This window comes from Paenibacillus sp. NPDC056933 (genome assembly GCF_042674385.1).
In the GTDB taxonomy this organism is placed as follows: domain Bacteria; phylum Bacillota; class Bacilli; order Paenibacillales; family Paenibacillaceae; genus Paenibacillus.
Map to the genome: position 1 here is coordinate 503786 of NZ_JBHUQN010000004.1, position 24028 is coordinate 527813.

Annotated in this window: 20 protein-coding genes and 1 riboswitch; of the genes, 14 read left to right on the forward strand and 6 right to left on the reverse strand. The window is 47.6% G+C overall.

Annotated features, from left to right (window positions below):
• The first annotated feature begins 149 nt into the window (after positions 1-149).
• The 4 genes from ACFTRD_RS26375 to bcp are packed head-to-tail and all read left to right on the forward strand — an operon-like array spanning position 150 to position 3290.
• Complete coding sequence (locus ACFTRD_RS26375; RefSeq protein WP_379385186.1) at positions 150-1196, forward strand: ABC transporter ATP-binding protein; 1047 nt, start codon at positions 150-152, stop codon at positions 1194-1196.
• Positions 1197-1991 (forward strand): ABC transporter permease, encoded by a 795-nt coding sequence (locus tag ACFTRD_RS26380; protein ID WP_062326197.1) that lies wholly within the window; start codon positions 1197-1199, stop codon positions 1989-1991.
• A 4-nt stretch (positions 1992-1995) separates the two neighbouring features.
• Positions 1996-2781: an ABC transporter permease gene (locus ACFTRD_RS26385; RefSeq protein WP_379385189.1), complete on the forward strand. Its 786-nt coding sequence runs from the start codon at positions 1996-1998 to the stop codon at positions 2779-2781.
• A gap of 44 nt (positions 2782-2825) precedes the next feature.
• The gene (gene bcp, locus ACFTRD_RS26390; protein ID WP_379385191.1) at positions 2826-3290 is read left to right on the forward strand and encodes a thioredoxin-dependent thiol peroxidase; all 465 of its coding nucleotides are present in this window, start codon (positions 2826-2828) and stop codon (positions 3288-3290) included.
• 146 nt (positions 3291-3436) lie between these two features.
• Here bcp and ACFTRD_RS26395 read toward each other — a convergent pair whose 3' ends face one another.
• From ACFTRD_RS26395 to ACFTRD_RS26415, 5 genes are read right to left on the reverse strand one after another with little or no spacing between them, the layout of a single operon-like run.
• Complete coding sequence (locus ACFTRD_RS26395) at positions 3437-4564, reverse strand: GerAB/ArcD/ProY family transporter (protein WP_379385193.1); 1128 nt, start codon at positions 4562-4564, stop codon at positions 3437-3439.
• A 44-nt stretch (positions 4565-4608) separates the two neighbouring features.
• Positions 4609-5715: a GerAB/ArcD/ProY family transporter gene (locus tag ACFTRD_RS26400; protein ID WP_379385195.1), complete on the reverse strand. Its 1107-nt coding sequence runs from the start codon at positions 5713-5715 to the stop codon at positions 4609-4611.
• A 19-nt stretch (positions 5716-5734) separates the two neighbouring features.
• Positions 5735-5971: a hypothetical protein gene (locus ACFTRD_RS26405; RefSeq protein WP_379385197.1), complete on the reverse strand. Its 237-nt coding sequence runs from the start codon at positions 5969-5971 to the stop codon at positions 5735-5737.
• Between the two features lie 5 nt (positions 5972-5976).
• Positions 5977-7179 carry a Ger(x)C family spore germination protein gene (locus ACFTRD_RS26410; protein ID WP_379385199.1) on the reverse strand — a complete coding sequence of 401 codons (1203 nt, stop codon included), beginning with the start codon at positions 7177-7179 and terminating at the stop codon, positions 5977-5979.
• Positions 7180-7197: 18 nt separating this feature from the next.
• On the reverse strand, positions 7198-8718 hold the full coding sequence (locus ACFTRD_RS26415; protein WP_379385201.1) for a spore germination protein: 1521 nt from the start codon (positions 8716-8718) through the stop codon (positions 7198-7200).
• 174 nt (positions 8719-8892) lie between these two features.
• Here ACFTRD_RS26415 and ACFTRD_RS26420 point away from each other — a divergent pair, with 174 nt between their 5' ends.
• Positions 8893-10209, forward strand: a complete 1317-nt coding sequence (locus ACFTRD_RS26420; RefSeq protein ID WP_379385203.1) for an MFS transporter — start codon at positions 8893-8895, stop codon at positions 10207-10209.
• A 109-nt stretch (positions 10210-10318) separates the two neighbouring features.
• Here ACFTRD_RS26420 and ACFTRD_RS26425 read toward each other — a convergent pair whose 3' ends face one another.
• Positions 10319-10963, reverse strand: a complete 645-nt coding sequence (locus tag ACFTRD_RS26425) for a DedA family protein (protein WP_192263173.1) — start codon at positions 10961-10963, stop codon at positions 10319-10321.
• Between the two features lie 242 nt (positions 10964-11205).
• Between ACFTRD_RS26425 and ACFTRD_RS26430 the strand changes: the two genes are divergently transcribed.
• The 9 genes from ACFTRD_RS26430 (at position 11206) to ACFTRD_RS26470 (ending at position 23387) form a co-directional block, all read left to right on the forward strand.
• A complete protein-coding gene (locus tag ACFTRD_RS26430; RefSeq protein ID WP_379385205.1) occupies positions 11206-12474 on the forward strand; it encodes a polysaccharide deacetylase family protein in 1269 nt (422 codons plus the stop codon).
• A gap of 106 nt (positions 12475-12580) precedes the next feature.
• Complete coding sequence (locus ACFTRD_RS26435; RefSeq protein WP_379385207.1) at positions 12581-13570, forward strand: AAA family ATPase; 990 nt, start codon at positions 12581-12583, stop codon at positions 13568-13570.
• Positions 13567-14943, forward strand: a complete 1377-nt coding sequence (locus ACFTRD_RS26440) for a DUF58 domain-containing protein (RefSeq protein WP_379385209.1) — start codon at positions 13567-13569, stop codon at positions 14941-14943. The genes ACFTRD_RS26435 and ACFTRD_RS26440 overlap by 4 nt, the downstream gene beginning before the upstream one ends.
• Positions 14930-17293: a DUF4129 domain-containing transglutaminase family protein gene (locus ACFTRD_RS26445; protein ID WP_379385211.1), complete on the forward strand. Its 2364-nt coding sequence runs from the start codon at positions 14930-14932 to the stop codon at positions 17291-17293. Before ACFTRD_RS26440 ends, ACFTRD_RS26445 begins: the two co-directional genes overlap by 14 nt.
• Positions 17294-17606: 313 nt before the next feature.
• Entirely contained in the window at positions 17607-19145 is a 1539-nt protein-coding gene (gene guaA / locus ACFTRD_RS26450; RefSeq protein WP_192263191.1) for a glutamine-hydrolyzing GMP synthase, read from the forward strand.
• A 184-nt stretch (positions 19146-19329) separates the two neighbouring features.
• Entirely contained in the window at positions 19330-20370 is a 1041-nt protein-coding gene (locus ACFTRD_RS26455; protein WP_379385214.1) for a leucine-rich repeat domain-containing protein, read from the forward strand.
• A 96-nt stretch (positions 20371-20466) separates the two neighbouring features.
• Positions 20467-20718, forward strand: coding sequence for a hypothetical protein (locus ACFTRD_RS26460; RefSeq protein ID WP_379385216.1), 252 nt, complete (start codon positions 20467-20469; stop codon positions 20716-20718).
• 382 nt (positions 20719-21100) lie between these two features.
• A riboswitch (purine riboswitch) is annotated at positions 21101-21200 on the forward strand.
• 180 nt (positions 21201-21380) lie between these two features.
• Positions 21381-22757, forward strand: coding sequence for an NCS2 family permease (locus tag ACFTRD_RS26465; RefSeq protein WP_379385218.1), 1377 nt, complete (start codon positions 21381-21383; stop codon positions 22755-22757).
• 240 nt (positions 22758-22997) lie between these two features.
• Positions 22998-23387, forward strand: a complete 390-nt coding sequence (locus tag ACFTRD_RS26470) for a hypothetical protein (RefSeq protein ID WP_379385220.1) — start codon at positions 22998-23000, stop codon at positions 23385-23387.
• Positions 23388-24028: the final 641 nt, after the last annotated feature.

Sequence of the window (24028 nt, forward strand, 5' to 3'; positions counted from 1 at the left end):
ATTCCGAAGCTGTCCGAACACATCATCCATCCTTTCGGCAGAGGATGCGGCTTCAGAGTATTTTAAAGCTTGCTGAATTTTGACTGATACCATTATAATTTCTTTTTGGGCTACAAGCAATTTCAACAAAATCCAAGTGAGGTATAATCATGCTGGCGATTGATGTCAAAGATTTACGCAAGTCGTTTAGTGTCCAGAAAAGTCGAGGTGGACTTAAGGGCGCATTCCAGGACCTGTTTGCACGTCAATACCAGGAGGTAATGGCTGTAAATGATATTTCATTTCAGATTCCGCAAGGCGAAATATGCGGATATATCGGGGAGAACGGTGCCGGTAAATCAACTACGATCAAGATGTTGACCGGCATTTTGGTGCCTACTTCAGGGCGAATATCGGTTGGTGGATATGTTCCGTATCAGGAACGTGAGAAGTTTGTACAGAATATTGGTGTCGTTTTTGGTCAACGCAGTCAACTATGGTGGGATATCGGTGTCATTGAGTCCTTCCATCTGCTGCGCAAGGTATATCGGGTAGGTGAGGCTGATTTCCGTAAACGGCTGGATGAGCTGGTTGAGCGGTTGCAGCTCACGGAACTGCTGAACCGTCCGGTACGGAAGCTCAGCCTGGGACAGCGTATGCGCTGTGAGCTGGTTGCTGCGCTGCTGCACAACCCGGATATCGTTTTCCTGGATGAGCCGACCATAGGTCTGGATATTGTCGTGAAGTCGGAAATTCGCGAATTCCTGAAAGACATGAATAAGGAACACGGAACAACCATCTTGCTGACTACCCACGATCTGCAGGACATCGAAGCGCTATGCTCCAGAGTCATTATGCTTGATGCAGGCAATATCATCTATGATGGCGGTTTGGATCACCTGAAGTCCCAATGGGGCAAGGAAAGGGAAATCCGATTCAAGTTCGGCACGGGTCATACCATGGAGCAGATGCTGGAATGGACTGCTGGGCTGCCTGTTCGCTGGACGGTGGAGAACGAACTGTCCGCATCGGTCTGGATTCCACTTGAACTCAATGTATCGGATGTGCTGGGACGCGTAGTTGGACAGGCGGATATTACCGATATTCAGATTATTGAGATTAACACGGATGAGATCGTGCGCAGTATTTATCAATCCGGTTCTGCCGAGCGTCCCGAGATTGTGGGAGCAGGGAACGAAGCGGTGGGTGTATCCTAGATGAATAGTGCATTTTTTGATTTTATGCGCATCCGGTTTCTGACGATGCTTGCATACCGGGTGAATTATTATTCCGGCATTTTGATATATACGCTGAATATCGGCGTGTATTACTTTACCTGGCAGGCAATTTACGGCAGCAGTGGTGAACTGGGCGGTTTTACGGCAGCTCAGATGACGACATACGTGGCGGTATCGTGGATGGCGCGTGCATTTTATTTTAACAATCTGGATCGGGAGATCGCTGCGGACATTCGCGATGGCTCCATTGCCATTCAATTTATAAGGCCGATCAACTATGTCATGGTCAAAATGATGCAGGGGCTGGGCGAAGGCATTTTCCGTTTCCTGCTACTGATGATTCCGGGGATGCTCATTGCCATTCTGCTGTTCCCGGTGGAACTGCCTACGGCGCCGTCTGCGTGGATTGGCTTTCTGGTCATGCTGTTCTTCAGTTTTCTCATTAACTCGCAGATTAATGTCATTACGGGACTGGCGGCCTTCTTTGTGGAAAATAATGAAGGCATGATGCGCATGAAGCGCGTTGTGGTCGATTTATTCTCCGGTCTGATTATCCCAATCAGCCTGTATCCAGGGTGGATGTCTGCAGTGATGAAGGTATTGCCTTTTCAGGCCATTACGTATCTGCCCGGCTCGGTTTTCACCGGAAGAGTGGAGGGCACCGGCATCTGGAGCGTACTCGGCATCCAGGTGTTCTGGTTTGTCATACTGCTCGTTCCGATGATGCTGATCTGGCGTCAGGCGCGCAAGCGTCTGTTCGTGCAAGGAGGGTAATGCGATGTACTATATAGGTTTGATCTGGGAATATTTGAAGAACTATATGAAAACTAGACTCACGTACCGTGCCGACTTCTGGGTGGAAATCCTCTCAGATCTGTTGTTCCAGGCAACGAACCTGATCTTTATCTTTGTTGTTTTCCGGCATACGGATAATCTGGGCGGGTGGAGTGAGAGCGAAGTCCTTTTTGTTTATGGGTATTTTATGGTGCCTTATGGCATCTTCAGTTGTTTTATCAATCTGTGGGGGTTCAGCGAGCGGTATATTGTCAAAGGTGAGATGGATCGCATATTGACCCGTCCGGCGCATAACCTGTTCCAGATTTTACTTGAAAATGTGGACCCGCCTGCGCTTGTAGGTTCGTTTATCGGCCTGGTCATCATGGGCATCAGCGGTGCGGAGATGGGACTCATGCTGGAGTGGTGGCATATCCCGGCCCTCATTATTCTTGCTTTTAGCTCAGTTTTAATCTACGCGGGCATCTACATCACCTTGACGTCGTTGTCTTTTTATTCGGACGCACCTACAGGTATCCTGCCATTAATGTACAACATTCAGGGATACGGACGTTATCCGGTAACGATCTATAACCGTGCGATTCAGGTCCTGTTAACATGGGTCATTCCGTTTGCCTTCGTGGGCATTTATCCGGCAGCACTGTTCCTGGAGCGATCGGAGATGCACCGCATGGCTATGCTGACACCAGTGGTGGGATTGGTGTTTGGCTCCATCGGCCTTCTGCTGTGGAATTATGGTGTGAAGAAGTATCGCGGAGCAGGATCATAACAGAAATCCTTGTGAAAGAAAGATGAGGTAGAGGAGGAATTGAGATGACATTAACCGAAGGCCAGCTCGCTCCAGGTTTTGAGCTTCCGTCGAGTACAGGAGACACTGTGAAGCTGTCGGATTACCGCGGACAGCGGGTACTGCTTTATTTTTATCCTAAAGATATGACTTCTTCCTGCACGCAGCAGGCATGTGACTTTCGTGATCGGCATGAGGCGTTCAAGGGATTAAATACCGTTATTTTGGGCGTCAGCACCGACCCGATGAAGCGGCATGACCAATTCATTGCCAAATACGGCTTGCCATTTATTCTGTTGTCAGACGAAGATCATCAGGTAGCCGAGCAATACGGCGTATGGCAGCTCAAGAAATTGTATGGCAAGGAATATATGGGGTTGGTACGCTCCACGTTTCTCATTGATGAAGAGGGTGTTCTGCTGAAGTCGTGGTCGAAGGTACGAGTCAAAGGACATATTGAAGCAGCGCTGGAGGCTATAAAGGAATTGTAGAAAAGGGATTTCTTATGAAGGGCTGTGCTCGCGGAACTTACCGTGGAGCACAGCTTTTTTATGTCATACTTTTTCATTTTGTAATATGGCAGGGTGGGTCTATTTCTCGCGAATTGCAAGAGGCTCTATCGATTTATGCAAAATATTCATGTGGGTAACCGTTCTGGAGTGGTCTGGCTTTTTTTGCTCTTGCCAAAACGAATGCGATGAATGAGCAAAAGGAATAGAGGGATGATGAAACTTACGGTTATATCCCAATCCACCCACGCTGGCATAATGGTATTGGTGTAGAAGATGACATTTGGAGAGATCAGAATAGACAATGCAAACATAAGCAAGGCTGAAGGTAATATAAGGGGTTTATATGCTTTTAACTGAAACAGTTGAGCTAGTCCAATAACAAAAGCAAATATATACAGCAGGCTTTTAAAATAAGTTGCAATCAACCAGGCAATTGCCATGAAGGCTTCCATACGCTCAAAGAAGTTACCAATATTAATCTTTTGGGCCAGGGCATACGAGGTATAGATGTTATGCTGTGTCATGAATGTCCCGACAACGAGCAGTGAGAACAGTAACAGTGCACTCAGAAGCATACCTCCCAACAAAGTGGCAAGCAGCATATCGCGTTTGATATTTGGACCTGTCATTACATAAGGAAGAATCATGGTAAGTACGATGAGTTCGCCAAAGGAAGTAAAGGCTGCCCGAACCACCGCTTCGATCAGATGAACCCACTTGATGCTCAAAAAAGGTTGCAGATGTGAACCGTCTATTTTGGGCAAAAGCCCCATGAACAGGAGAAGCATAAAGATAACAACAACGGGGGTTAGCAGTTCAATGCTTGCTGCCATGGGCTGCAGACCTTTCATAAGGCCCCAGATCAGAGAGCACATGAGCATAATCAAAATGACACGAATGGGAGTATTGAGGTAAATCTGGGTGGTCATAAAGTCTCCAACCTCACGGATACAGACGGCAGCACCTATAGAAAAATAGAACAGGTAACCAACGGATAAGACCGATCCTGCCCAGAGACCAAGCAATTTTCTGTTGATTTCAATTAGGGAAAGATCCGGAAAGGTTTGATGAAGTTTGTACAGAATCCATATGAGGAACAGACCAATGGGGTGCCCGAGGATAGAGCAGAGCCATGCATCATTTTTACCCAAAGTGGAGACCAAGGGCGGATAGATCAGAATCATATCCCCTACCATGACAAGAAAGGTAAGCAAGGTGAACTGCCGAATACTGATTTTATCTTGAATGATCATGACCTCTCTCCTCCTTTCTGATCGATACGTATACAGGGGTGCTGTTATCCGGGAGACTTGGTCATCCAGCGCTGTTTAAACATATGCACCAACAATAACAACCCGGGCAAAATAATGCTTAAGGTGGCGTCCCAATCCACCCAGTACGGAACGACCGTAATGACGATGAAAGTCAAACTGGGGGAGACCAAATTGGAAAGGCCAAAGACCAACAGGGATGTCGGCAGGATCAGCATGCGATACTGCTTGAGCTTGAACAGCTCGGCGCATCCTACAATAAATGCATACATATACACCATGGCTTTGACATATGTAGAGATAAGCCAGGAAGAAGCCATAATGGCTTCAATGCGCTCGAAAAAACCGCCGATATCAATCTTCTGAGATAAAGTAAAGGAAGCATAAATGTTATGCTGCGTAAGGAAAGCGCCTAAAACAAGCAGAGAGATGGTAACCAGTGTTGCCAGGATCAGGTTGCCGAGCCCTGCAGCAGCAAGAACATCCCGGGTACGGTGTGTCTGATTCAACGTGTAGGGGACAATCATCATGATGGGAATCAGTTCACCTACCGGGTATATGATACTAACGAGAATCCCTTGCAGGATAGAGACCACACCCGTATCTGTAGCAGGCTTCAAATGGCTGGGGTCAACCTGGGGCAGTAGACAGAATGTAAGCACAAGAATAAACACAATAAGGATAGGCATGAGTAATTCACTGCTTCGTCCCATCGTCTCCAGCCCATGGTAGAGCCCCCAGCCAAGCGCAACCACAAACATCAGGGTAATGACGCGAAGCGGGGTGTACTGAAAGATTTGGGAGGTGATGAAATCTCCGACTTCCCGGGTGTGGGCGGAGGTGCCTACCACAAAGAAGAAAAGATAAAAGATGGAGACAAGCGTGCCTGGCCAAAATCCCAGAATACTTCGTGAAATCTGTACCAGATTTTTCTCCGGATAGAGATTACACAGCTTCAAAAACATGAGCATGAGGGCCATTCCGAGTGGAACCCCGACAAGAGCGCATATCCAGGCATCTTGTTTGGCATAGGAAGTGATAACCGAGGGATAGATCATCATCATATCCCCGACCACCATCATGAAAATGAGAGTGGACAATTGTCGTGTTCCAATGCGGCCCTGCTCCAGCATAGCGTCCCTCTCCTTTTTCCTAAGTTCCAGTCAAATGTGCCAGAAATTGATTTACAGGTTCATAGATCCATATGATGAGATATAGTGGACTCGGGAACTCCCACAAGTTTGCTGCAACGACGCTTAAGAAGGTAGCCAGCAGCAGCAAGGTACTGTAAACAGCAATTTCTTTCCATTCTTTGCTTCGTATGAGCGAAGGAAGATCGAACCACCCGATAAATCCAGCAATTACAATAACGCCAAGTGTAAGCAACATCCTGTTCACTCCCTAATTTCGTCTTTGAACGAATTATCCAGTGTCCCTACACGTTTAATTTGCACATTGACATCATAATGCACATCCAGATTTTCAAGATAGTCATCCCAGTCTTTCTCCACTTTTTTGAAAAATGTAGGATCTGCGTGATAAACCTCTTGCCCAAACCCGAAAATATCGACATGGAATTTGCGCTGCACCGACTTGATGGATTTTTGCATCAGTTCTACAAGCAGCTCCTCACTGTCCCGCTCCAGTTCCTTGATAACGTCCATTGAACCAATCTTGATTCCGCATTCCACGGCACCGATGGAGGATACGTTTTTGATTTTGATGCTGATGACAGGCTGGCCGGCAACAATTTTTGCTTTGCGTTTGGTTTTTGTGCGCAGGGTTTTGAAGGTCACGTTCCCACCTTTTCGGCAAGGAAGATGTCCAATGGTGGATTTCACATTGTTTCGGATATAGTTATATCCCTTGGACTCATCCTCCGTTAGCCAGCCAATCAGCTTGTCCTTTTTGAATACGGAAAGTCCGGTTGAACTCAGGCTGGCGGGAGAATGGATGGTTGAAATGTTATCCTTGCTTCCGCTTTTCTCCTGTGGACCAACAATCTCCACGCCGGTTATTACAGGCTGTATGCCGGGAGCTATCATATATTCCATTAACTGATCCCCGGTAACGGTTGTCGTGGGCGACCAGATTTTGGAGGATACATCCAGTGAATTAAACATCTTCTCTGCAGGTAAGTTCTCAAGTGGCGTTAACACATCCAGCACTTTGGACGCCGTTGTATTTCGGGCCACCATGACGTAATAGTCAGGACGCACCGTAGGTTCCCGCATTAGAGCTTCAGTCACATTATAAATACCGTCTTTACGTGCAAATTCTTCGCCAAAAATCAACACGCGAATATGCGCCATAAAGATACGACGGGGACTAGATTCCGTTAACTTCTGCATGGCTTCAAACAGTGTGGGGGCAGAAGCATGGTACTGAGTCACAGGGGTCCCTTTGCCTCCTCCTGATTTGGAAGATACTTCATTGGGGACGACCACTTGTGCGGTTACCTTAATCATTTCGCCATCCTTGTCCACACCCAGTCCCAGCATGATGCCGAGCTCATTGAGTTCCTGTCGATCCCAGCATCCGGTAAGGAGAGGGAGCAGAACGGCAAAAGACAGAATCAATTGTATACATTTGTTCATACACGTTCTCCTTACCGATTATCGCTTCGTTTTTTGGTTGGCCTGTCTGGTTTCGTTTGGCGTTCCGGTAGAAAGCGGGCGGGTCTTCATCCGGGTCCAAGGCACGCGGAAAAGGGTGTCTTTGATATCTTTCCCGATATAAGGTGCAAATGGGGACATGTATGGCACGCCAAAAGACCTTAAACTGCATAGATGGGTTACTGTAATCAGCAGAATGATCAGAATGCCGTAGAAACCAAAGGCAGCAGCTAAGATCATCAGCACAAAACGCAGAATTCGCACAGAGATGGACAATCCATTTTCAGGAATGACATAACTGGATATCGCTGTAATGGATACGATAATAACCATGGCAGCCGATACCACGCCTGCATCTACTGCGGCCTGACCAATAACAAGGGTACCCACAATGGAAACGGCCTGACCGACGGTCTTTGGAATCCGGATGCCCGCTTCCCGCAATATTTCATAGGTCAATTCCATTAAGATGGCTTCAATGAATGCCGGGAATGGAACCCCTTCACGCTGAGCTGCCAGACTAATGAGCAGATTGGTAGGAAGCATCTCCTGATGAAAGGTAGTAATCGCAATATAAAAGGATGGGGCAAGTAACGCGATAAAGAAGGCCAGATAACGAATCATTCGAATCAATGAGCTAATATCGGCCCGCTGATAGTAATCTTCAGGAGACTGAAAGAAATGAACAAACAGGGCCGGTACCAGCAGAACGAAAGGGGTACCGTCTATAATAATGGCCACCCGGCCTTCAAGCAGGGCAGCACAGACGGCGTCTGGCCGCTCACTATTATAGACCGTAGGGAAGATTGTGCCTGTCTTGTCCTGCACGAGCTCCTCGATATATCCGCTTTCCAGAATGGAGTCAATATCAATCTCATCAAGCCTGCGCCTTAGTTCTTTGACGACCTCTTGATCGACGATATGCTCCAGGTATACCACTGCAACCCTGGTATTGGTGACTCGGCCAATCTTCCTTTCTTCAATCCACAGACGGGGATCTCGAATTCGTTTGCGTATCAAGCTGGTATTCGTTCGCAAATTTTCGTTAAAGCCCTCCATGGGACCGCGAACAACCGTCTGGGAGATGGGTTCACCAACGGCGCGATCTTCCCAGCCTGCTGCTGCAATTTTCAAGCCCTGATTGGATCCCTCAAGGAGCACCACGACAAAGCCTGCCATGAGAGCATCGAGGACGTCTTTCATCTCATCGATCAATAGAACGTTGCTGGCCACCAGAACGTCATTCTGGAGATAGTGCAGATGCTCATTTTCCGCCGAAAAGTCAGGCAACTCACGGATCTGTAATAAGGATTCCAGGATGGAATGATTAACAATCTGTACATCTACCATTCCATCAATGTACAACATGGCAGAAGGCCATTTGTGAAGACATTGAAGAGGACGAATCATCAGGTCTTTACTGTTTCCCATCACCTCCTTGCAGTAATCGGTATTTTCTGTAAGATCCGGAGATATTTTTTTCGGACTTTGACTCGGATTGTGCTGCTCTGCTGTACTCATTCCTTCACCCCCCTGTACACCCTATATTTGCAAATTAGTATGACCTGGATGAATCCGGATTATCACAAAAGTGTTATTGAATATCCTCGTGCAAAAAAGAAGATTGCCAATGGTTATATATTAGAATAATATCTAATTAGATTATTATCTAATATATTGAAAAGAGGATTGTTCATGTTATTCAGGTTTTCAATTCTGTCTTTACTGCAAAAGGAGTCGGGGTACCGCAGGATTTTCATTTCAGGAATGGTGAACGGCATAGGTGATCGGTTTTCCCAGATCGCCATGCTTTCATTAATTCTGAGTATCACAGGATCTGGACTGGCCGTAGGACTTGTGCTTGGACTTCGTGTGCTTCCATTTCTGGTGCTCGCCCCTGCAGGGGGCTTGTTGACCATGCATTTTTCACGGCGAACGATTATGCTAATTACCAATTTGTTGAGAGTTCCTCTTGTCTTGAGCTATTTATTTGTCAATCATGCGGATGATTTGTGGATTCTGTACACTGTGAGTACTTTACTTGCATGTGCAGAGGCTCTCTATTCACCGGTTCGCAAATCAGGAATACCGCTGCTTGTACAGCCGGGTAATCTGCTCCAGATTAATGGGCTTGAACAGGTGATGAATGGTACGGTGCTGATTGCAGGTGCTTTAATTGGAGGAATCACTTCATCAATGATGGGACCGCAGGCCGCTTTTATAACTAATGCATTGTGTTTCCTGGCAGCAGCTATTGTGATCCGTAAAGTCTCATTTCCATCAGAAAGGGATGCTGAATCCGGTGAGATTTTAATTGAAAATGTAGAGAGTTCAGCCAGTATTTCAGCCAGTGTGACCTCTGATCATACTTCAGGGATTACTCGCGACCAAGGTACAGTTCATGTTTCTTCGGTAATCTGGCGCCTTGTTCGGTCTTCTGTAGTGTTACAGATGATCATCCTGTTTGAGTTATGGGTTCCGGTCATAAACGGAATCGATAATGTATTGATCAGTGTGTACGCAATTGAGGTGTTTGGGCTGGGGGATTGGGGAGTAGGCATGTTCTATGCTGCTCTCGGAACAGGCCTCGTATTGAGCAGCTGGTGTTCTCGTTATTTTCAGCGCTGGTTACTTCCTGGTGTACTCATATGCCTGCTGGTGGAAGGGGGACTGCTTATGCTGCTGAGTACTGCGACTCAACCATTGCTTGCTTCCCTGATCTATGTTCTGCTGGCTCTCATGTCAGGCGTAGGCAATACCTGTCTGGATACATTATTGATGCGTGAAACGCCTGAGAAGTACCGTGGACTCTTCTTTGGATTAGTGACGGCATGCAGCAGTTGTATGCTGGGATTGTCCATGTTTGGTACGGGTTTATTATTGGAGGTGGTGGAACCGCGAACGCTAGGATTTGCAGGAGGTCTGGGTTTCGCAGCGATTGCTGTATTACTGACATCGTATGGAGGGTTACGAGCACGTGGGGCTTTAAATATCAGAAGCAAAGGCAAATGAATATGAAAAAAAGGAGCCGCGACTTGTGCGCTGCTCCTTGCTTATCCTATCTACAATAGGAACATCTCCCAAGTAGGAACATCAAACGTTCTTAAGCCTGGCTTTTGGTTTACTTTTGTCTTTGACGAACAGGAGCTGGCTTGCGCAGGGATCTCGCTGTCCAGGCTTTTCGATAACGGTACAATACTGCTGCAATTAGCAGCAGTCCAATACCCGCCGCGATGTACGCGGCATATTGATGTGCAAGGTGGAACACGGCGTTCCACTGGGGTCCGAATATTTTGCCAATACCCAGAAATAACAACACCCAGAACAACGCGCCTGAATAGGCGTATAATGCGAATTTGCGAAAGGGAACAGCAGCCATTCCGGCGAAATATCCGGTGAAATGCCTTACACCAGGAATGAAATAACCAATGAAAATCAGGGCATTGCCATACTTGGCAAACCACTTTTGTGTCTTATCGAGCTTGTCCTGTTTCATCAGAAACCATTTTCCATACCGTGTAATAAACGGCAGGCCAGCTTTGGCTCCAATAAAATAGGTGATGGTCATGCCAATCGTTGTTCCCAGAAAAGCCAGGATGGCGAGTATACCAAAGTCCAGGTGTCCCTTGTAGGACAGGAAACCTGCGTAAGCCATCGTTGTTTCTCCCGGAAAGGGAAGGGCGATGAATTCAAGCAACAAGCCAAAAAACAAAACGCTGTATCCGTAGGACCCAAACAGATGCTGGACCTTCTCAAGCAATTCCAATAGATTTCACTCTCCTGCAGACAGGGTGGGAGCATAACTACTCTCCATAGTGTTTTGTTCACGATCCTACCTGTCCATTATGCTACCTAATCTGAAGCAAAGAATCAATCGCAGGCCATCCCAAATTGTGAAAAATATAAAACAAAATCGCGTCTTTTTTCGGCGACTCCTCCATATAATTCTAACAATCTGCTGAAGTCTATCAGCAAATTTCACTAGAGACGTTGGAGGTTGATTTATACATGGTGACACCAATACAACCATTTTTATCGGGTAAAAGGTCTGCTCTCATTCTTCGCATTATGGTATTGCTGTGTGTATTTGCTACGTATGCAGGCACATCTTACGCTTCTTCTGTGTCAGGCTTTGTTGTGTCCGCCTCCAAAGAAGAGAATCTCCAGGACAAAGTAGTCTATTTGAGTTTTGACGATGGGCCGGGGAAACATACCCGTGAAGTATTGGATATCTTGCGTACAGAGCAAGTTCAGGCTACTTTTTTCGTGTTGGGTGAGCAGGCAGAACGTTATCCGGAGATGATCCGTTCAGTTGTAGAGGACGGACATGCTCTGGGCAATCATACATTTAATCATCAGTATGAAAAGTTATACAGTGATTTCAAAGTGTTCTGGAAGCAGATCAAACAGACAGAGGACGCGGTGGAACGCATTGCCGGTTTTCGTCCGAATCTGGTTCGGGCTCCGGGGGGAACCTACGGGCATTTTGACCAGAGCTATTTTGATCTGTTGAAATTGGGCGGGTATACCGTTATGGATTGGAACGTAGACAGTGGTGACTCCAGACGCAAAGGCGTTCCGGCCAAAGAAATACTAACGAACGCAACGAAAGTGCCCGCCGGGACACGTTCTGTCATTGTACTGATGCACGATGGGGGCGCTCATGCCGAGACGGTAAAAGCACTGCCAGGTATCATCAAGTATTACCGTGATCAAGGCTATCGATTTGACACGATGAAAGCCTCGGATCAGCCTGTTCAATTCCGCGTACATCCCGCTAAGAAATACAAGTTCCGCAAAGCTCCGGGAAAGTCGTGGATTGCTGAGCATGTGCAGGAGAACAGCAACCTTTGGCTAGCAGGCAAGGAACTAAAGGTGGAAATGGGTCTGGCGGCCGCCACATTGAAACCAGGGGAGTTTCGCGTGGAAGATCAGCGGATTATGGTGCCTTTGCGGACCTTTATGAAAAAGTTCGGAAGCAGCGCTCGCTGGGATGCAGAGACCAGAACAGCTAATGCGGTTTGGAAAGACAGAATGCTCCATGCAGACAGTATCAGCGGAGACCTGATAACGAAGCGTGCAGGCCAGGTGGACGACATGAGGACAGTGGGGGCCGTACAGACCCAGGGGGGAACAATATGGGTTCCGCTGCGAGAGCTGATGGAGCACATGGGGGTTAACGTACAATCCCTGAAGGTGAACGAAAATGAATGGATTGTTAAAACCAGTATGCCTCTGGCAGCTGCAAACAGCATGTACATCTATAAAATGATCTGAAGAAAGTCGTTCTTGCAGGACTATTCTCTCTACTTCCGGGCAACACTGAATCATAGATTACTATGGCTCAGGAATGCCGATGGATGGAAGGATGGAGATCAAGAAAATGACTTATATCCGAATGGAACATGAGCATGCCGTTGAATTGTTGAATAGAGTTATGAAGCGAGTTGAAAGTGTGATTGTTGGTAAAAAACAAGAGATTCGTTATGTGCTGACTGCGATGCTCAGTGGAGGTCATGTGCTTCTGGAAGATGTACCGGGTACAGGCAAAACGATGCTGGTTCGCGCCGTCGCTTCCGCGCTGGATTGCTCCCTGGGGCGTATTCAGTTCACGTCGGACGTGATGCCGGCAGATGTGACAGGCACATCGATGTATCATCCGCATACTGGCGAATTCAAGTTTCGACCTGGACCTGTTATGTCCAACATCGTTCTGGCTGATGAAATCAACCGTGCTTCTCCCCGGACCCAGTCGGCACTTCTGGAAGCGATGGAGGAACGACGCATTACGGTGGATGGCACCACCTATGCTTTGCCGCGCCCGTTCTTTTTGCTGGCGACGCAGAATCCGTTGCAATTTGAGGGTACCTACCGTTTGCCTGAAGCGCAGCTGGATCGATTTATCATGAAAATCGGGCTGGGGTATCCTGAACCGGAGCAGGAAGTGGAACTGTTAACCCGGATGTACAGCAGAGAATTATTGGATGAGCTTCGTCCGGTCATGCTTTCGGAAGAGATCACAGCCATGCAGCGTGAAGTGAAACAAGTACATGTCGACCCTGTCGTCAAGCAGTATCTGGTTGCTGTTGCCGTGGCCTCTAGAAGTCATCCGGCAGTCAGGCTGGGAATCAGCCCACGTGGAACGTTGGCCTGGATGGTTGCAGCCCAATCGTTCGCATACCTCCAGGGACGCAGTTACGTCATCCCCGATGATGTCAAAGAGATGGCGATACCTGTCCTTTCCCATCGTATTCAATTGAAAGCCCAGAACAGAGGGGAGGCATGGGGCCAGGCGCAAGTCATTCAGGAAGCTCTCTCAACGGTCCCTGTACCTGTACAGATGGCGTCCCAGGGAAGGGGACGGCGTCAATGACTGTGTTGGGTCAACGGATGCTGGGTGCTGTCCTTGTCGCCGCTTTTGTTTCCTTGTATGTATGGCATGGCGGTAAAGCAGCCCTGTTTCTGTCCATTCTGGCAGCCTTGATGCTTGCAAGCGGGATGCTTATCCACTTCTTCGGCCCGCGCAATATTATTATTCGGAGGCAGATGCAAGCGAACCGGATTGCAGCAGGTGAAAAGGCGCGGGTGCAGGTGGAAGTGGAATTCGATTGCCGCATGCCGTTGTTATGGATCATTTTGTGTGAGAATACCCCTGCCGGGATACACCGCAAATTAATCTTCCCTGGAGCCCGGCGTCAATTTACGTATCAATATGAACTATCGGGTCTGCGCAGAGGTGTGTACAGATGGGAGACAGGCAAGCTGTACTGGGGTGATGTTTTCGGTTGGAATACCATTTCCGCAGAGATAACGGTTCATACTCCGCTGATTGTTGTCCCTCAAGCGGCGGAATGGAGCGAGAGTGATTCCGGTGAATACTCGGCTCTGGGCGAAGATTCGTTGTCAGAGCGAAGAAGCAGTCAGGGAAACCGCAGTCCGGATTATCGTGAATATCAGCAGGGAGACCCGCTCGGGCGTATTCATTGGAAAAGCACAGCCAAAACAGGCCGACTTCAAACCTTTTTGCCTGAAACCTCGGATTCAACCTCGCTGGGTATAATGGTGTATGAAGGTGCATCTGGATATGAAATGAGACAGTCGGAAAAGGGGGATACCCCTGCATTTGAACATGCGGTTCGTGCAGCTGCCCGCTGGGTTTATACTGCCGAACGAGACAATATTGCTTATCAACTGTGGATGGAAGGTAGGAGTAGTACCTCTGATCGACAAGAGAAGTGGCAAGAAAACTTCTTGCATTTGACGGAGGATACTCATGCACTGGACAAACTGGCTCAGGCACAAATTTCTAAGGTTCAGCCTGTCTCTCCAGCGCTTCGCACAGATATGTTGGATAGGATGGCTCCTGGGTCGCGAATTGTAGTTCTCACAGGGAAAATGGATGAATCTTTGGTGGACTGGGTAACTTGTGCAACCGGGTTGGGTTATCGGGTAGAGATACAGCTAACCGGGCTCGCGGCTGGAGAAGAATCACCGCGCACACGTTTGAAGCCTTTAGGAAGCACTGTGGAAGAGAATCGATTAGATCATGTGGACGATCTGGTTGCTAACGTAGTCTCAAAGTCGGCGCAGTTTTCCTCAGCAGGCCCGTCCCTTCACAGTTCTGACTATGGTTTTAACCGGGAGAACTTGGAACAACTCCGTCACAGAGGCGTGCAGATCCAGTGGATCACAGACGGCTCTCTACCTTCCATGGGAAAGGCGGAGGTAACCGATGTGGGAGCCTAATGGAAATCATCAAGCGAACTCTACTGTGGCAGACAGAGGACCCATAACCGGATCGAGGTTGGAAGCTGTTCATTCCCCATATATAGCAGAGCCCAAGAAAGCTGGTGCAGATATGAAGAATATTGGACAAAGCTCAGAACCTGTCCTGTATAAATTTTTCGTTTCTGTCATTTTGCTTTTCTTGTCCCTGGAGTGGATTTATCCTGTTACGTCATCAGGCCAGCAGGGCAGTGAACGGTTCTTGTCCGTGATGGCTGGATTGACGGGAGCTCTCCTGCTGGCAGGGTTGCTTCGAACGGGCTGGATCGCGGGGATTCTGATCAGGCTCTTCATTACTCTGGCAGCCTTATGCTGGATGTACGGAGGAAGTGACCCTGCGGGATGGGCGGTTACATACCCTTCAACACTTGCAGCGGATATGGGCAGTTTTATCCATACCTGGCGTTTTCACTCGATCAGTGTAGAAACCAGAGGTTTGCTTATGATGTGCGGTTGGAGCATGTTGATTACTTCCGTGCAATCGCTTGTACTGCTGCGACGAAGTGTGATGTTGTTTGGCAGTGCAACATTGGTGTACTTGCTGCTGCTCGAGTCCTTTGCCGGACTGGATGTATATGCCTCGGTGGTCCGCTCTGTGTTATGGATCTTACTCATTCAGGCCATGTTGCAGCTGCTCCGCCTCAATGGTGTAGTGACAACCCCGATCTACAGACGTAGTCCCTATGTGCTCTGGTCTGCGGTAACTCTTGCGGTGTCGGCATGCATGGTCCTTTTCTCGGTGATCCCTGGTCAACTGGCTTCCATTCCTCCACCAGAACGTATATCCCTTGAGCAGATGGGTGAGCGGCTGGCCCGCTGGGCAGGCTATACACAGGACGCAAGCATTCCTGCCGCAACTGCCGTTACTGGGTATAGTACAGCGGATGCACCAATGGGGGCCCCATTGGTACAGGGAGACAGCATCTTTTTTGAGGCGAAAAGTCCGGAAGCTACGTATTGGCGGGGAGAGACACGTTCATATTATAACGGAAGTATCTGGAGTGATCCGGCTCAGCGCTTTGAGACGGCGAGTCCATCCGGATTGGTGCGTGCCGATGGTTGGGAAAACCCGACCTACTGGCAACGTATTCGTCAAACCGTGACAATGAAGCGAGAATGGAGAGGACCGCATCCCCTTTTTACAGGTGGAATGCCACTCAATCTATCATTACAGGATATGAACCACGATAATCAGAAGAGCAAACGTTTACTACTGTCGAATGAAGATTCTGCAACGTTATGGCTCGCGGGTAACTATGACGATCAACCAGTCAAAAGTTATACAACAGACGTCATGATTCCGGTGGCAACGGCCGAACAGCTCCGTCTTCTGGGGAGGTCGTCCAGAATGAAAGATCCTGCGGCAATTCGCAGAACGTATCTGCAACTGCCGACAACACTGCCTGGACGCGTGCAGGCTCTTGCCAAGGAAATCATTCAGGGAAGTGAATCCCGTTATGATGCGGTGCAGGCCGTAAAGACTTACCTTGAAGACCACGCCGATTATACGCTGGATACCCGTATGCCTTCGCGAGGAACTGATTTTGTGGACGATTTTCTGTTCGTCACACGGCAGGGATATTGCAATCATTTCTCAACAGCCATGATTGTGCTGCTGCGTGCAGAGGGGATTCCCGCACGCTGGGTTAAGGGTTTTGGGCCCGGAGAAGCAGATCCGGCTGTCTCCGGGCGATACATCGTGACCGAGGGAGATGCACACTCCTGGGTGGAAGTGTATTTCCCCGGCGCGGGCTGGATGCCATTCGAGGCTACGCCTGGCTTCACCATGACGCAGGGTGAAGGCCAAGACGCTGCTGCGCTTAGCGGGCAGCAGCCTGCTGCCATAACCCCGCCGCTGACGGACGGCGGGGTGGCTATCGCGGGCGCATGGCTGCTCGCCCGCGCACGGGCTCTTGCCGCGCAGCCATGGCTCGCGGCAGCCCTTGCAGCGGCGGCGCTGCTGTGCGCCGCCGTGGCCCTGCGCATGCGGCGGCTTCGCCCCGCGCTGCGGCTCAGGCTGCTGCTGGCGTGGCCGCGCAGCAGCTTTCCGGACCGCGAGCGGCTGCTCAGCGCCGCCGCTCCGGTCTGGGCCGCGCTCGCGCGCCGCTACGGCCCGCGGCCGCCGGGGATGACGCTGCGTGAATATGCAGCGTCTCCCGCAGTGGCCGCAGGCACGGACGGCGCGGACATCGCGCGGTTTGCAGCCGACTGGGAACGGCTGCTGTACGGGCCGGACCGCCCGCTTCGCGCGGAGAGTCTGGACTTCCTGCGCCGGGCGCTTCACTTGGCCCGGCGAATGCAGGCGCTGTAACACGAAGTACAGCGCAGCGCTTAACATAGACGCCTCTCTCGCTCCGTCAAGCGAACGAGGCGTCTTTCCGCGAGAAATATACTATGAGCTTCATGCGGAAGAACTTTTTTATGAAAATGCACATCAATCCTTTTCTTATATTTCCGATCGGGAAATGAATAGAATGGAGGCGAAAAGATTCGACCAAATACCGTATTCTCAGGCATGGGATATGCCATGTTTTGAGATGTCGAAAAAAGGAGTTTCGCCTTTCCTTGACGGTATGTTTTGTCGTTGCGTATAATTAGTTTCATTAATTGAGGGAGGCACGGTAATGAATAAGCAAAATGAAATAGTGGTTGTCCTTGACTTTGGGGGCCAATACAACCAGTTAATCGCCAGAAGAATCCGGGATCTCGGCGTATACAGCGAGCTTTTGCCGTATAACACACCGGCAGAGAAAATTGCGGAATTATCACCAAAAGGGATTGTTTTCTCGGGAGGCCCATCCAGTGTTTACGCTGAGAATGCGCCGCACGTGGACCCGGCTATTTATAATCTGGGACTTCCTATCTTCGGAATCTGCTACGGTATGCAGCTTATGGCGCAGCAGCTCGAAGGTAAGGTAGAACGTGCTGAGAAGCGTGAGTACGGTAAGGCCGATATCGCGTTTGCTCCAGGTGCTGCTCTTGCACAAGGTATCGAAGGTGATCATACGGTATGGATGAGTCATGGTGACCACGTGGTTACTCTTCCTCCGGGTTTCAAACTGGATGCAGGCACGGAAAGTGCGCCAATCGCAGCGATGAGCAACGATGAGCGCAAATTGTATGCTGTTCAGTTCCATCCGGAAGTGCGCCACTCCGTTCGTGGTAACGATATGATTCGTAACTTCCTGTACGAAATTTGTGGGTGCGAAGGCAACTGGAGCATGGAGACGTTCATCGAAGATACGATCAAGGATATTCGTGAAAAAGTGGGCGACGGTAAAGTATTGTGCGCACTGAGCGGCGGTGTGGATTCTTCCGTTGTTGCTGCATTGCTTCACAAAGCCATCGGTGACCAACTGACATGTATGTTTATCGACCATGGTCTGCTGCGCAAAGGCGAAGCGGAGAGCGTAATGGAGACGTTCGTCGGCAAATTCGACATGAAAGTAGTCAAAATCGATGCACAGGAGCGTTTCCTGTCCAAATTGGCAGGCGTGGATGATCCGGAGCAAAAACGTAAAATTATCGGAAACGAGTTTATTTACGTATTTGACGAAGAGTCCAAGCAGTTTGATGATTTTGAATTCCTGGCACAAGGTACACTGTACACGGACATCGTGGAGAGTGGTACAGCGACAGCTCAAACCATCAAATCCCATCACAATGTGGGTGGATTGCCTGAAGACATGAACTTCAAGCTGATTGAACCACTGAGTGCCTTGTTCAAGGACGAGGTGCGTAAAGTCGGCGAAGAGTGCGGTCTGCCAGAAGCAATCGTATGGCGTCAACCATTCCCTGGTCCGGGTCTGGCGATCCGTGTACTGGGCGAAGTGACTGAGGACAAGCTCAAAATCGTTCGTGATTCGGATTATATCCTGCGCGAAGAAATTATCAAAGCTGGCCTGGATCGCGAGATCTGGCAATACTTCACGGCCCTGCCTAACATGAAGAGTGTTGGGGTTATGGGTGACGCGCGTACGTATTCCTACACGGTAGGTATCCGTGCTGTAACGTCCATCGACGGTATGACCGCTGACTGGGCACGTATCCCTTGGGATGTGCTGGAGAAAATCTCTGTGCGGATCGTTAACGAAGTAGATAACGTAAACCGTATCGTGTATGACGTAACTTCCAAACCACCAGCAACGATCGAGTGGGAATAGAAGAAGTTATCTATACAGAATGAAATACAAGAGGTCGGAGTTTCCGTCAAAGGAGCTTCGGTCTCTTTTTTTCTTTTCATTTTGTGTTTGCACCAGACGTTATTTATACTTTGATTTATGATAATGATGGACCATCAAATGGATTTTATGAGGAAGAATACTCTGGAAGGAGGAACTACGACAGATGAAGCAAAGAATCGAACTCAACCCCGGATGGACACGTGAGGAGGTTACCGCACTTACGGCTCATCCTGAACTAAAAATTGTTCAATACAGCGAGCACAATATCCCGGACGTGAACCTGATGCAGATATTGAACGAGGAACTGTTTGTCAACAGACCGGACGTTTCTTTTCGTATTTATGGCTTTTATTCGCAATCTGGTGACCTGTCTGTTCTAAAACATATGAACCATTTAGAAAAGCTTTTAATTGACTGCAATAGACGTGTTCACGGGATTGAGGCCGTAGGTGCATTGCCAGGGCTGAAAGAGTTTGCTTTTGACGTGTTCGAAGTGGAATCTCTTGATGTATTGTCGCTTGTACCTACCACTTTACAGCAGCTACGCATCGGCAAAACCAAAACGAAGAAAACGGATTTGTCCGTACTTAACCGCTTTACTGAACTTAAAACGCTGAGTGTGAATGGTCATACAACTAACATCGAAACGATCGGAACGTTGTCATCACTCCGGTCCCTATATATTTCGGGAATGCCATTAAAAGAATTGGGATACTTAAAAAAATTAGCGGATTTGCACGAACTTCATCTCAGTTTTGGTGGAGCAGAGAATCTGGATAGCCTTGCAGGCATGGAATCCTTGCAATTATTGAAGCTCCTAAGAGTGAAAGGTTTATCCGACCTATCTGTATTGCCGGAACTGAAGCGGTTGCGCTTATTAGCGATAGAGGACCAGCCACATCTAACAAGTCTGCCGTCTCTTGAAAATCTGACTGAATTACAGCGTATTTACCTGAACAATGTAAACGTTGAAAATATCGCTTGGGCAGAGACCTCTGAAAGCCTGAAAGAGCTCGCTCTCCTGCAAATGAAACACATTACTGTTAAAACTATTGAATCCCTGATTCATCATAAACGTTTGAAAAGAATGATCGTTCATTTGAAAAGTGCCAAACAGCAAAAAGTGGTGAAGCAGGCGATAATGGCAGCAGGCATGTGGGATGAGAGCGGATGGTGGTATAACGATGAATCTCTGAATATTTAATTCCTTTTTTAGGTTCGTTTCAGATTATTTTCATGTGGGGCTTGTACATTGAGTACATAATACGGCTACATGGCAACTGAAAGGAGAATTGAATGTATGCGTAAAACCGACAATATGAGCAAATGGAAGATGGGCATTGGAAGTGCGTTTCTGATGGTGATGCTGGCCGGGTGCGGCTCGGGTATGCAGGACTTGGCGCTTGGTGCGGGGGATTCTTCATTTGTGAACTTAGAGGCAGCAGATTCGTCTTCCGATCAGACCCAGAATCCGGAGTTATCAGAAGGGTCAACGGCTAATACCGATCAGGAACAACAGCAGGTAAGAGAGGGACTTCAAACAGAAATTTAAGGACTTAGAAGTTATCTTATGAAAAAATGATCTGGCGATCGTCGCAGCTTGCTCCGTATACCTAAGCTAATGAATATTAAGATATGTTATTCTCATCATATAATCATCTTCTAAATGACCCATCAAGCTACCGTAATCAAAGTGCACGTGCATCCTTGATTACGGTAGCTTTTTAATGTTGCAGATAAAGATAAAGCCTGTGGCAAGATCGACATATCTACCTTAAAAAATAACGTAAACCCCATTTTAATTTGGTTTGTAAATCGCTGAACTGGTTCATTTTGTTAAATAATACGAACGATATAGTTGAGGAGTGACAATAACATTCGTTTTTCTCATTGACAAACTAGAGGCAATCCTCCTAAAATAGTGATGGGAAACACACAAATAGCGCATACTACTTCGTATAATCCTGGGGATTGGCCCGGGAGTCTCTACGAGATCACCCTAATGATCTGGCTACGAAGAGGAGAAGGCTGAGCACATGAATTCTACATGATTGCGTCGGGCATAACATCACGCACATTAGAATTTTTTTTGTTCTCCGTAATTGGCACGGTGCCACTCCTCGTCAGCGATAACCCTGGGTGATGCATTCATCTTCAGGGTATTTGTCGTTTTTCAATATGGCTTCAACATCTCTAAGGAGGAATTAGTGAATTATGGATCGTTTCTTTAAATTAAAAGAAAACGGAACGAACGTTAGAACGGAGATTGTTGCGGGTCTTACTACGTTTATGACAATGGCGTATATTCTTTTCGTCAACACATTGTTCTTGGGATCGGCCGGGGCCGGTATGTCGGACAATGCTGTATTTTTTGCAACAGCCGTAGGTGCCGGATTGATGACCATCATTATGGGGTTGTTCGTTAACATTCCGATCGCCCTTGCACCAGGTATGGGTTTGAACGCTTACTTCATGACTGTGGTCCTGAGTTCCAACGGTGCGATTTCTTGGCAGGCCGCTCTCGGAGCCGTATTTATCTCTGGTATCGTGTTTATTATTTTGACAGTGACCAAAATTCGTCAAATGCTGCTCGTTGCAGTTCCAGACTCATTAAAAATGGCAATCACAGTTGGTATTGGTCTCTTTATTACCATTGTTGGTTTCAAACTGGCCAATCTGGTCGCTGTAACAGTTAATGTTGCACCTGATGCAGATCTGAGCCAACCGATTCCAGGCAGCAGCTTCAATCTGTCTTTGGGTAATTTCATAACGCATCATGATGCATTACTGGCTTTGATTGGACTACTCATTATTGCTGTGCTGATGGTTATGCGTGTCAAAGGTGCATTGTTGATCGGTATCATTGCGACAACGTTGATTGGTATCCCGATGGGCGTCACGAATCTTAGCGGCTTGTCCGGTGCAAGCTGGTTGCCTAACTTCAGCGATCTGGCGGTTGGACAACTGGATTTGAAAGGTGCAATCAGTCTTGGATTGTTTGAAATTATCTTTATCTTCACCTTTGTAGAGCTGTTTGACACATTCGGAACGATGGTAGGTACAGCAACTCGAATGGGGATTATGAAGGATAAGAAAAAAGGCGAGAAAACGATCGGTAAAGCAATGCTCGTCGATGCTGTAGGTGTAAGTGCAGGTGCTGCACTGGGTACGAGTACCATTACTGCTTTCGTTGAAAGTGCCTCTGGTGTCGAAGCTGGTGGACGTACAGGTCTGACTTCTGTAACGACAGGTATCCTGTTCATCCTGGCCCTGTTTATTGCTCCACTGGCATTGGTTGTTCCATCGGCTGCGACAGCTCCGGCATTGATCATCGTGGGTGTATTGATGATGAGTCAGGTTCGCAGCATTGAGTGGGACGACTTCTTGCAAGCTTTCCCGGCGTTCCTTACCATTGTATTGATGCCTTTCACTGGAGGAATTGCAAACGGGATCTCCGCAGGGATTATATCCTATGTAATCCTGGCCGTATTCAGTAACCTGGTTACTGAACGCAAAGTGAAGATACACTGGCTCATGTGGATTTTGGCTATCATTGTTGTGTGTCGGTATGTATTTATCGGTGGAGAATAACAAGTTTGAAGAATTGAAATGGATCAGATACTTATGATGGATTTGTTATAATGCAATCGAAGTAAGCGGGAGCCTCGGCACGTTATCGGGGCTTTCGCTTTTTTTTGTTTCTTCTATAATAAGTAGCATTAACTTTAAAAGAAGGGACAGGAGACACTTTGAAATGTTCTACGTAGGGGATATTCTTGATCTGTGGGAGATCGGAAGTGACTTTCTTCTATATATAAAGGAGGAACATTCATGAGTTATGATTTGATGGTTTTTGATCCAGCCAAAGCTCCAGTGGATAAAGCGTCGTTTATGAGATGGTATGGTGAACAGACAAAGTGGTCGGAGGAGCATACCTATTCAGACATTAAGGTGAGCTCAGAGCAGCTGCAACGTTTTTACGAAGAACTTGTTCTGACCTTTCCTTCTATGAATGTAGACGACGATGTGTTTGAAACGATGGAAGAAGCGGGAACAGATAATCGACTAACAGAATACTCGCTTGGAAAAGAAGTGATTTATGCTGCATTCGCGTGGTCTGTTGCGGAAGACGCCTATAAAATGATGCGTGAATTGGCTAGGAAACATAACGTTGGTTTCTTTGATGTAAGCGGCTCGGATGGTGAGATCATCAGACCCTAATGCTAATGGTAATTTTGAAAACGGGAGCGGAAAAAAACCGATCCTGTTTTTTGGTTTTATAAATGATTATGGATTGGGAAGATTGGTTTATCTGAATGGATTGAGGGAGCTAACCGCAAGCTGGGTATAAGCTGTTTGAAAGATACTCTACTATATAATAATAGATACGGGTGTAATGTAAGAGAGTTGTTATTCTCCCAATTTGGAATGATAGTTGCTGATACGAAATGAATTAATCTATTAAATTCAAATGCGATAGTACAGGATTAAATCATTACATGTCATTTTAGGGAGCATCGCGTAAGGGATAATAGGGGGGGGAGAATAATATGCAGGAAATACGGATCTGGAAAAATTGAAAATAAAGCTTGCAATCATAATTCGTACATGGTATATTCTAATTCCGGCCAAGAAAACACGAGAAACACGGTGCGGCAAGCAAATGAATAAGCTTCGAAAGAAACTTTTAAAAAAAGAGCTTGCAAAGTTGGTGCGGACGTGATAAGATATAAGAGTTGCTGTGGTGAACAACACACGGCGGTGAAACGAGTTTGATCTTTGAAAACTGAACAACGAGTGAGTAACGATCTTGCTTGCAAGATCGACGCTGAGAAATCGGTACACGTCTTCGGACGGTATGA

Coding starts and splice junctions, on each gene's coding strand:
- ACFTRD_RS26375 (WP_379385186.1), top strand. CDS start 150: ATGCTGGCGATTGATGTCAAAGATTTACGCAAGTCGTTTAGTGTCCAG.
- ACFTRD_RS26380 (WP_062326197.1), top strand. CDS start 1,197: ATGAATAGTGCATTTTTTGATTTTATGCGCATCCGGTTTCTGACGATG.
- ACFTRD_RS26385 (WP_379385189.1), top strand. CDS start 1,996: ATGTACTATATAGGTTTGATCTGGGAATATTTGAAGAACTATATGAAA.
- bcp (WP_379385191.1), top strand. CDS start 2,826: ATGACATTAACCGAAGGCCAGCTCGCTCCAGGTTTTGAGCTTCCGTCG.
- ACFTRD_RS26395 (WP_379385193.1), bottom strand. CDS start 4,564: ATGATCATTCAAGATAAAATCAGTATTCGGCAGTTCACCTTGCTTACC.
- ACFTRD_RS26400 (WP_379385195.1), bottom strand. CDS start 5,715: ATGCTGGAGCAGGGCCGCATTGGAACACGACAATTGTCCACTCTCATT.
- ACFTRD_RS26405 (WP_379385197.1), bottom strand. CDS start 5,971: ATGTTGCTTACACTTGGCGTTATTGTAATTGCTGGATTTATCGGGTGG.
- ACFTRD_RS26410 (WP_379385199.1), bottom strand. CDS start 7,179: ATGAACAAATGTATACAATTGATTCTGTCTTTTGCCGTTCTGCTCCCT.
- ACFTRD_RS26415 (WP_379385201.1), bottom strand. CDS start 8,718: ATGAGTACAGCAGAGCAGCACAATCCGAGTCAAAGTCCGAAAAAAATA.
- ACFTRD_RS26420 (WP_379385203.1), top strand. CDS start 8,893: ATGTTATTCAGGTTTTCAATTCTGTCTTTACTGCAAAAGGAGTCGGGG.
- ACFTRD_RS26430 (WP_379385205.1), top strand. CDS start 11,206: ATGGTGACACCAATACAACCATTTTTATCGGGTAAAAGGTCTGCTCTC.
- ACFTRD_RS26435 (WP_379385207.1), top strand. CDS start 12,581: ATGACTTATATCCGAATGGAACATGAGCATGCCGTTGAATTGTTGAAT.
- ACFTRD_RS26440 (WP_379385209.1), top strand. CDS start 13,567: ATGACTGTGTTGGGTCAACGGATGCTGGGTGCTGTCCTTGTCGCCGCT.
- ACFTRD_RS26445 (WP_379385211.1), top strand. CDS start 14,930: ATGTGGGAGCCTAATGGAAATCATCAAGCGAACTCTACTGTGGCAGAC.
- guaA (WP_192263191.1), top strand. CDS start 17,607: ATGAATAAGCAAAATGAAATAGTGGTTGTCCTTGACTTTGGGGGCCAA.
- ACFTRD_RS26455 (WP_379385214.1), top strand. CDS start 19,330: ATGAAGCAAAGAATCGAACTCAACCCCGGATGGACACGTGAGGAGGTT.
- ACFTRD_RS26460 (WP_379385216.1), top strand. CDS start 20,467: ATGCGTAAAACCGACAATATGAGCAAATGGAAGATGGGCATTGGAAGT.
- ACFTRD_RS26465 (WP_379385218.1), top strand. CDS start 21,381: ATGGATCGTTTCTTTAAATTAAAAGAAAACGGAACGAACGTTAGAACG.
- ACFTRD_RS26470 (WP_379385220.1), top strand. CDS start 22,998: ATGAGTTATGATTTGATGGTTTTTGATCCAGCCAAAGCTCCAGTGGAT.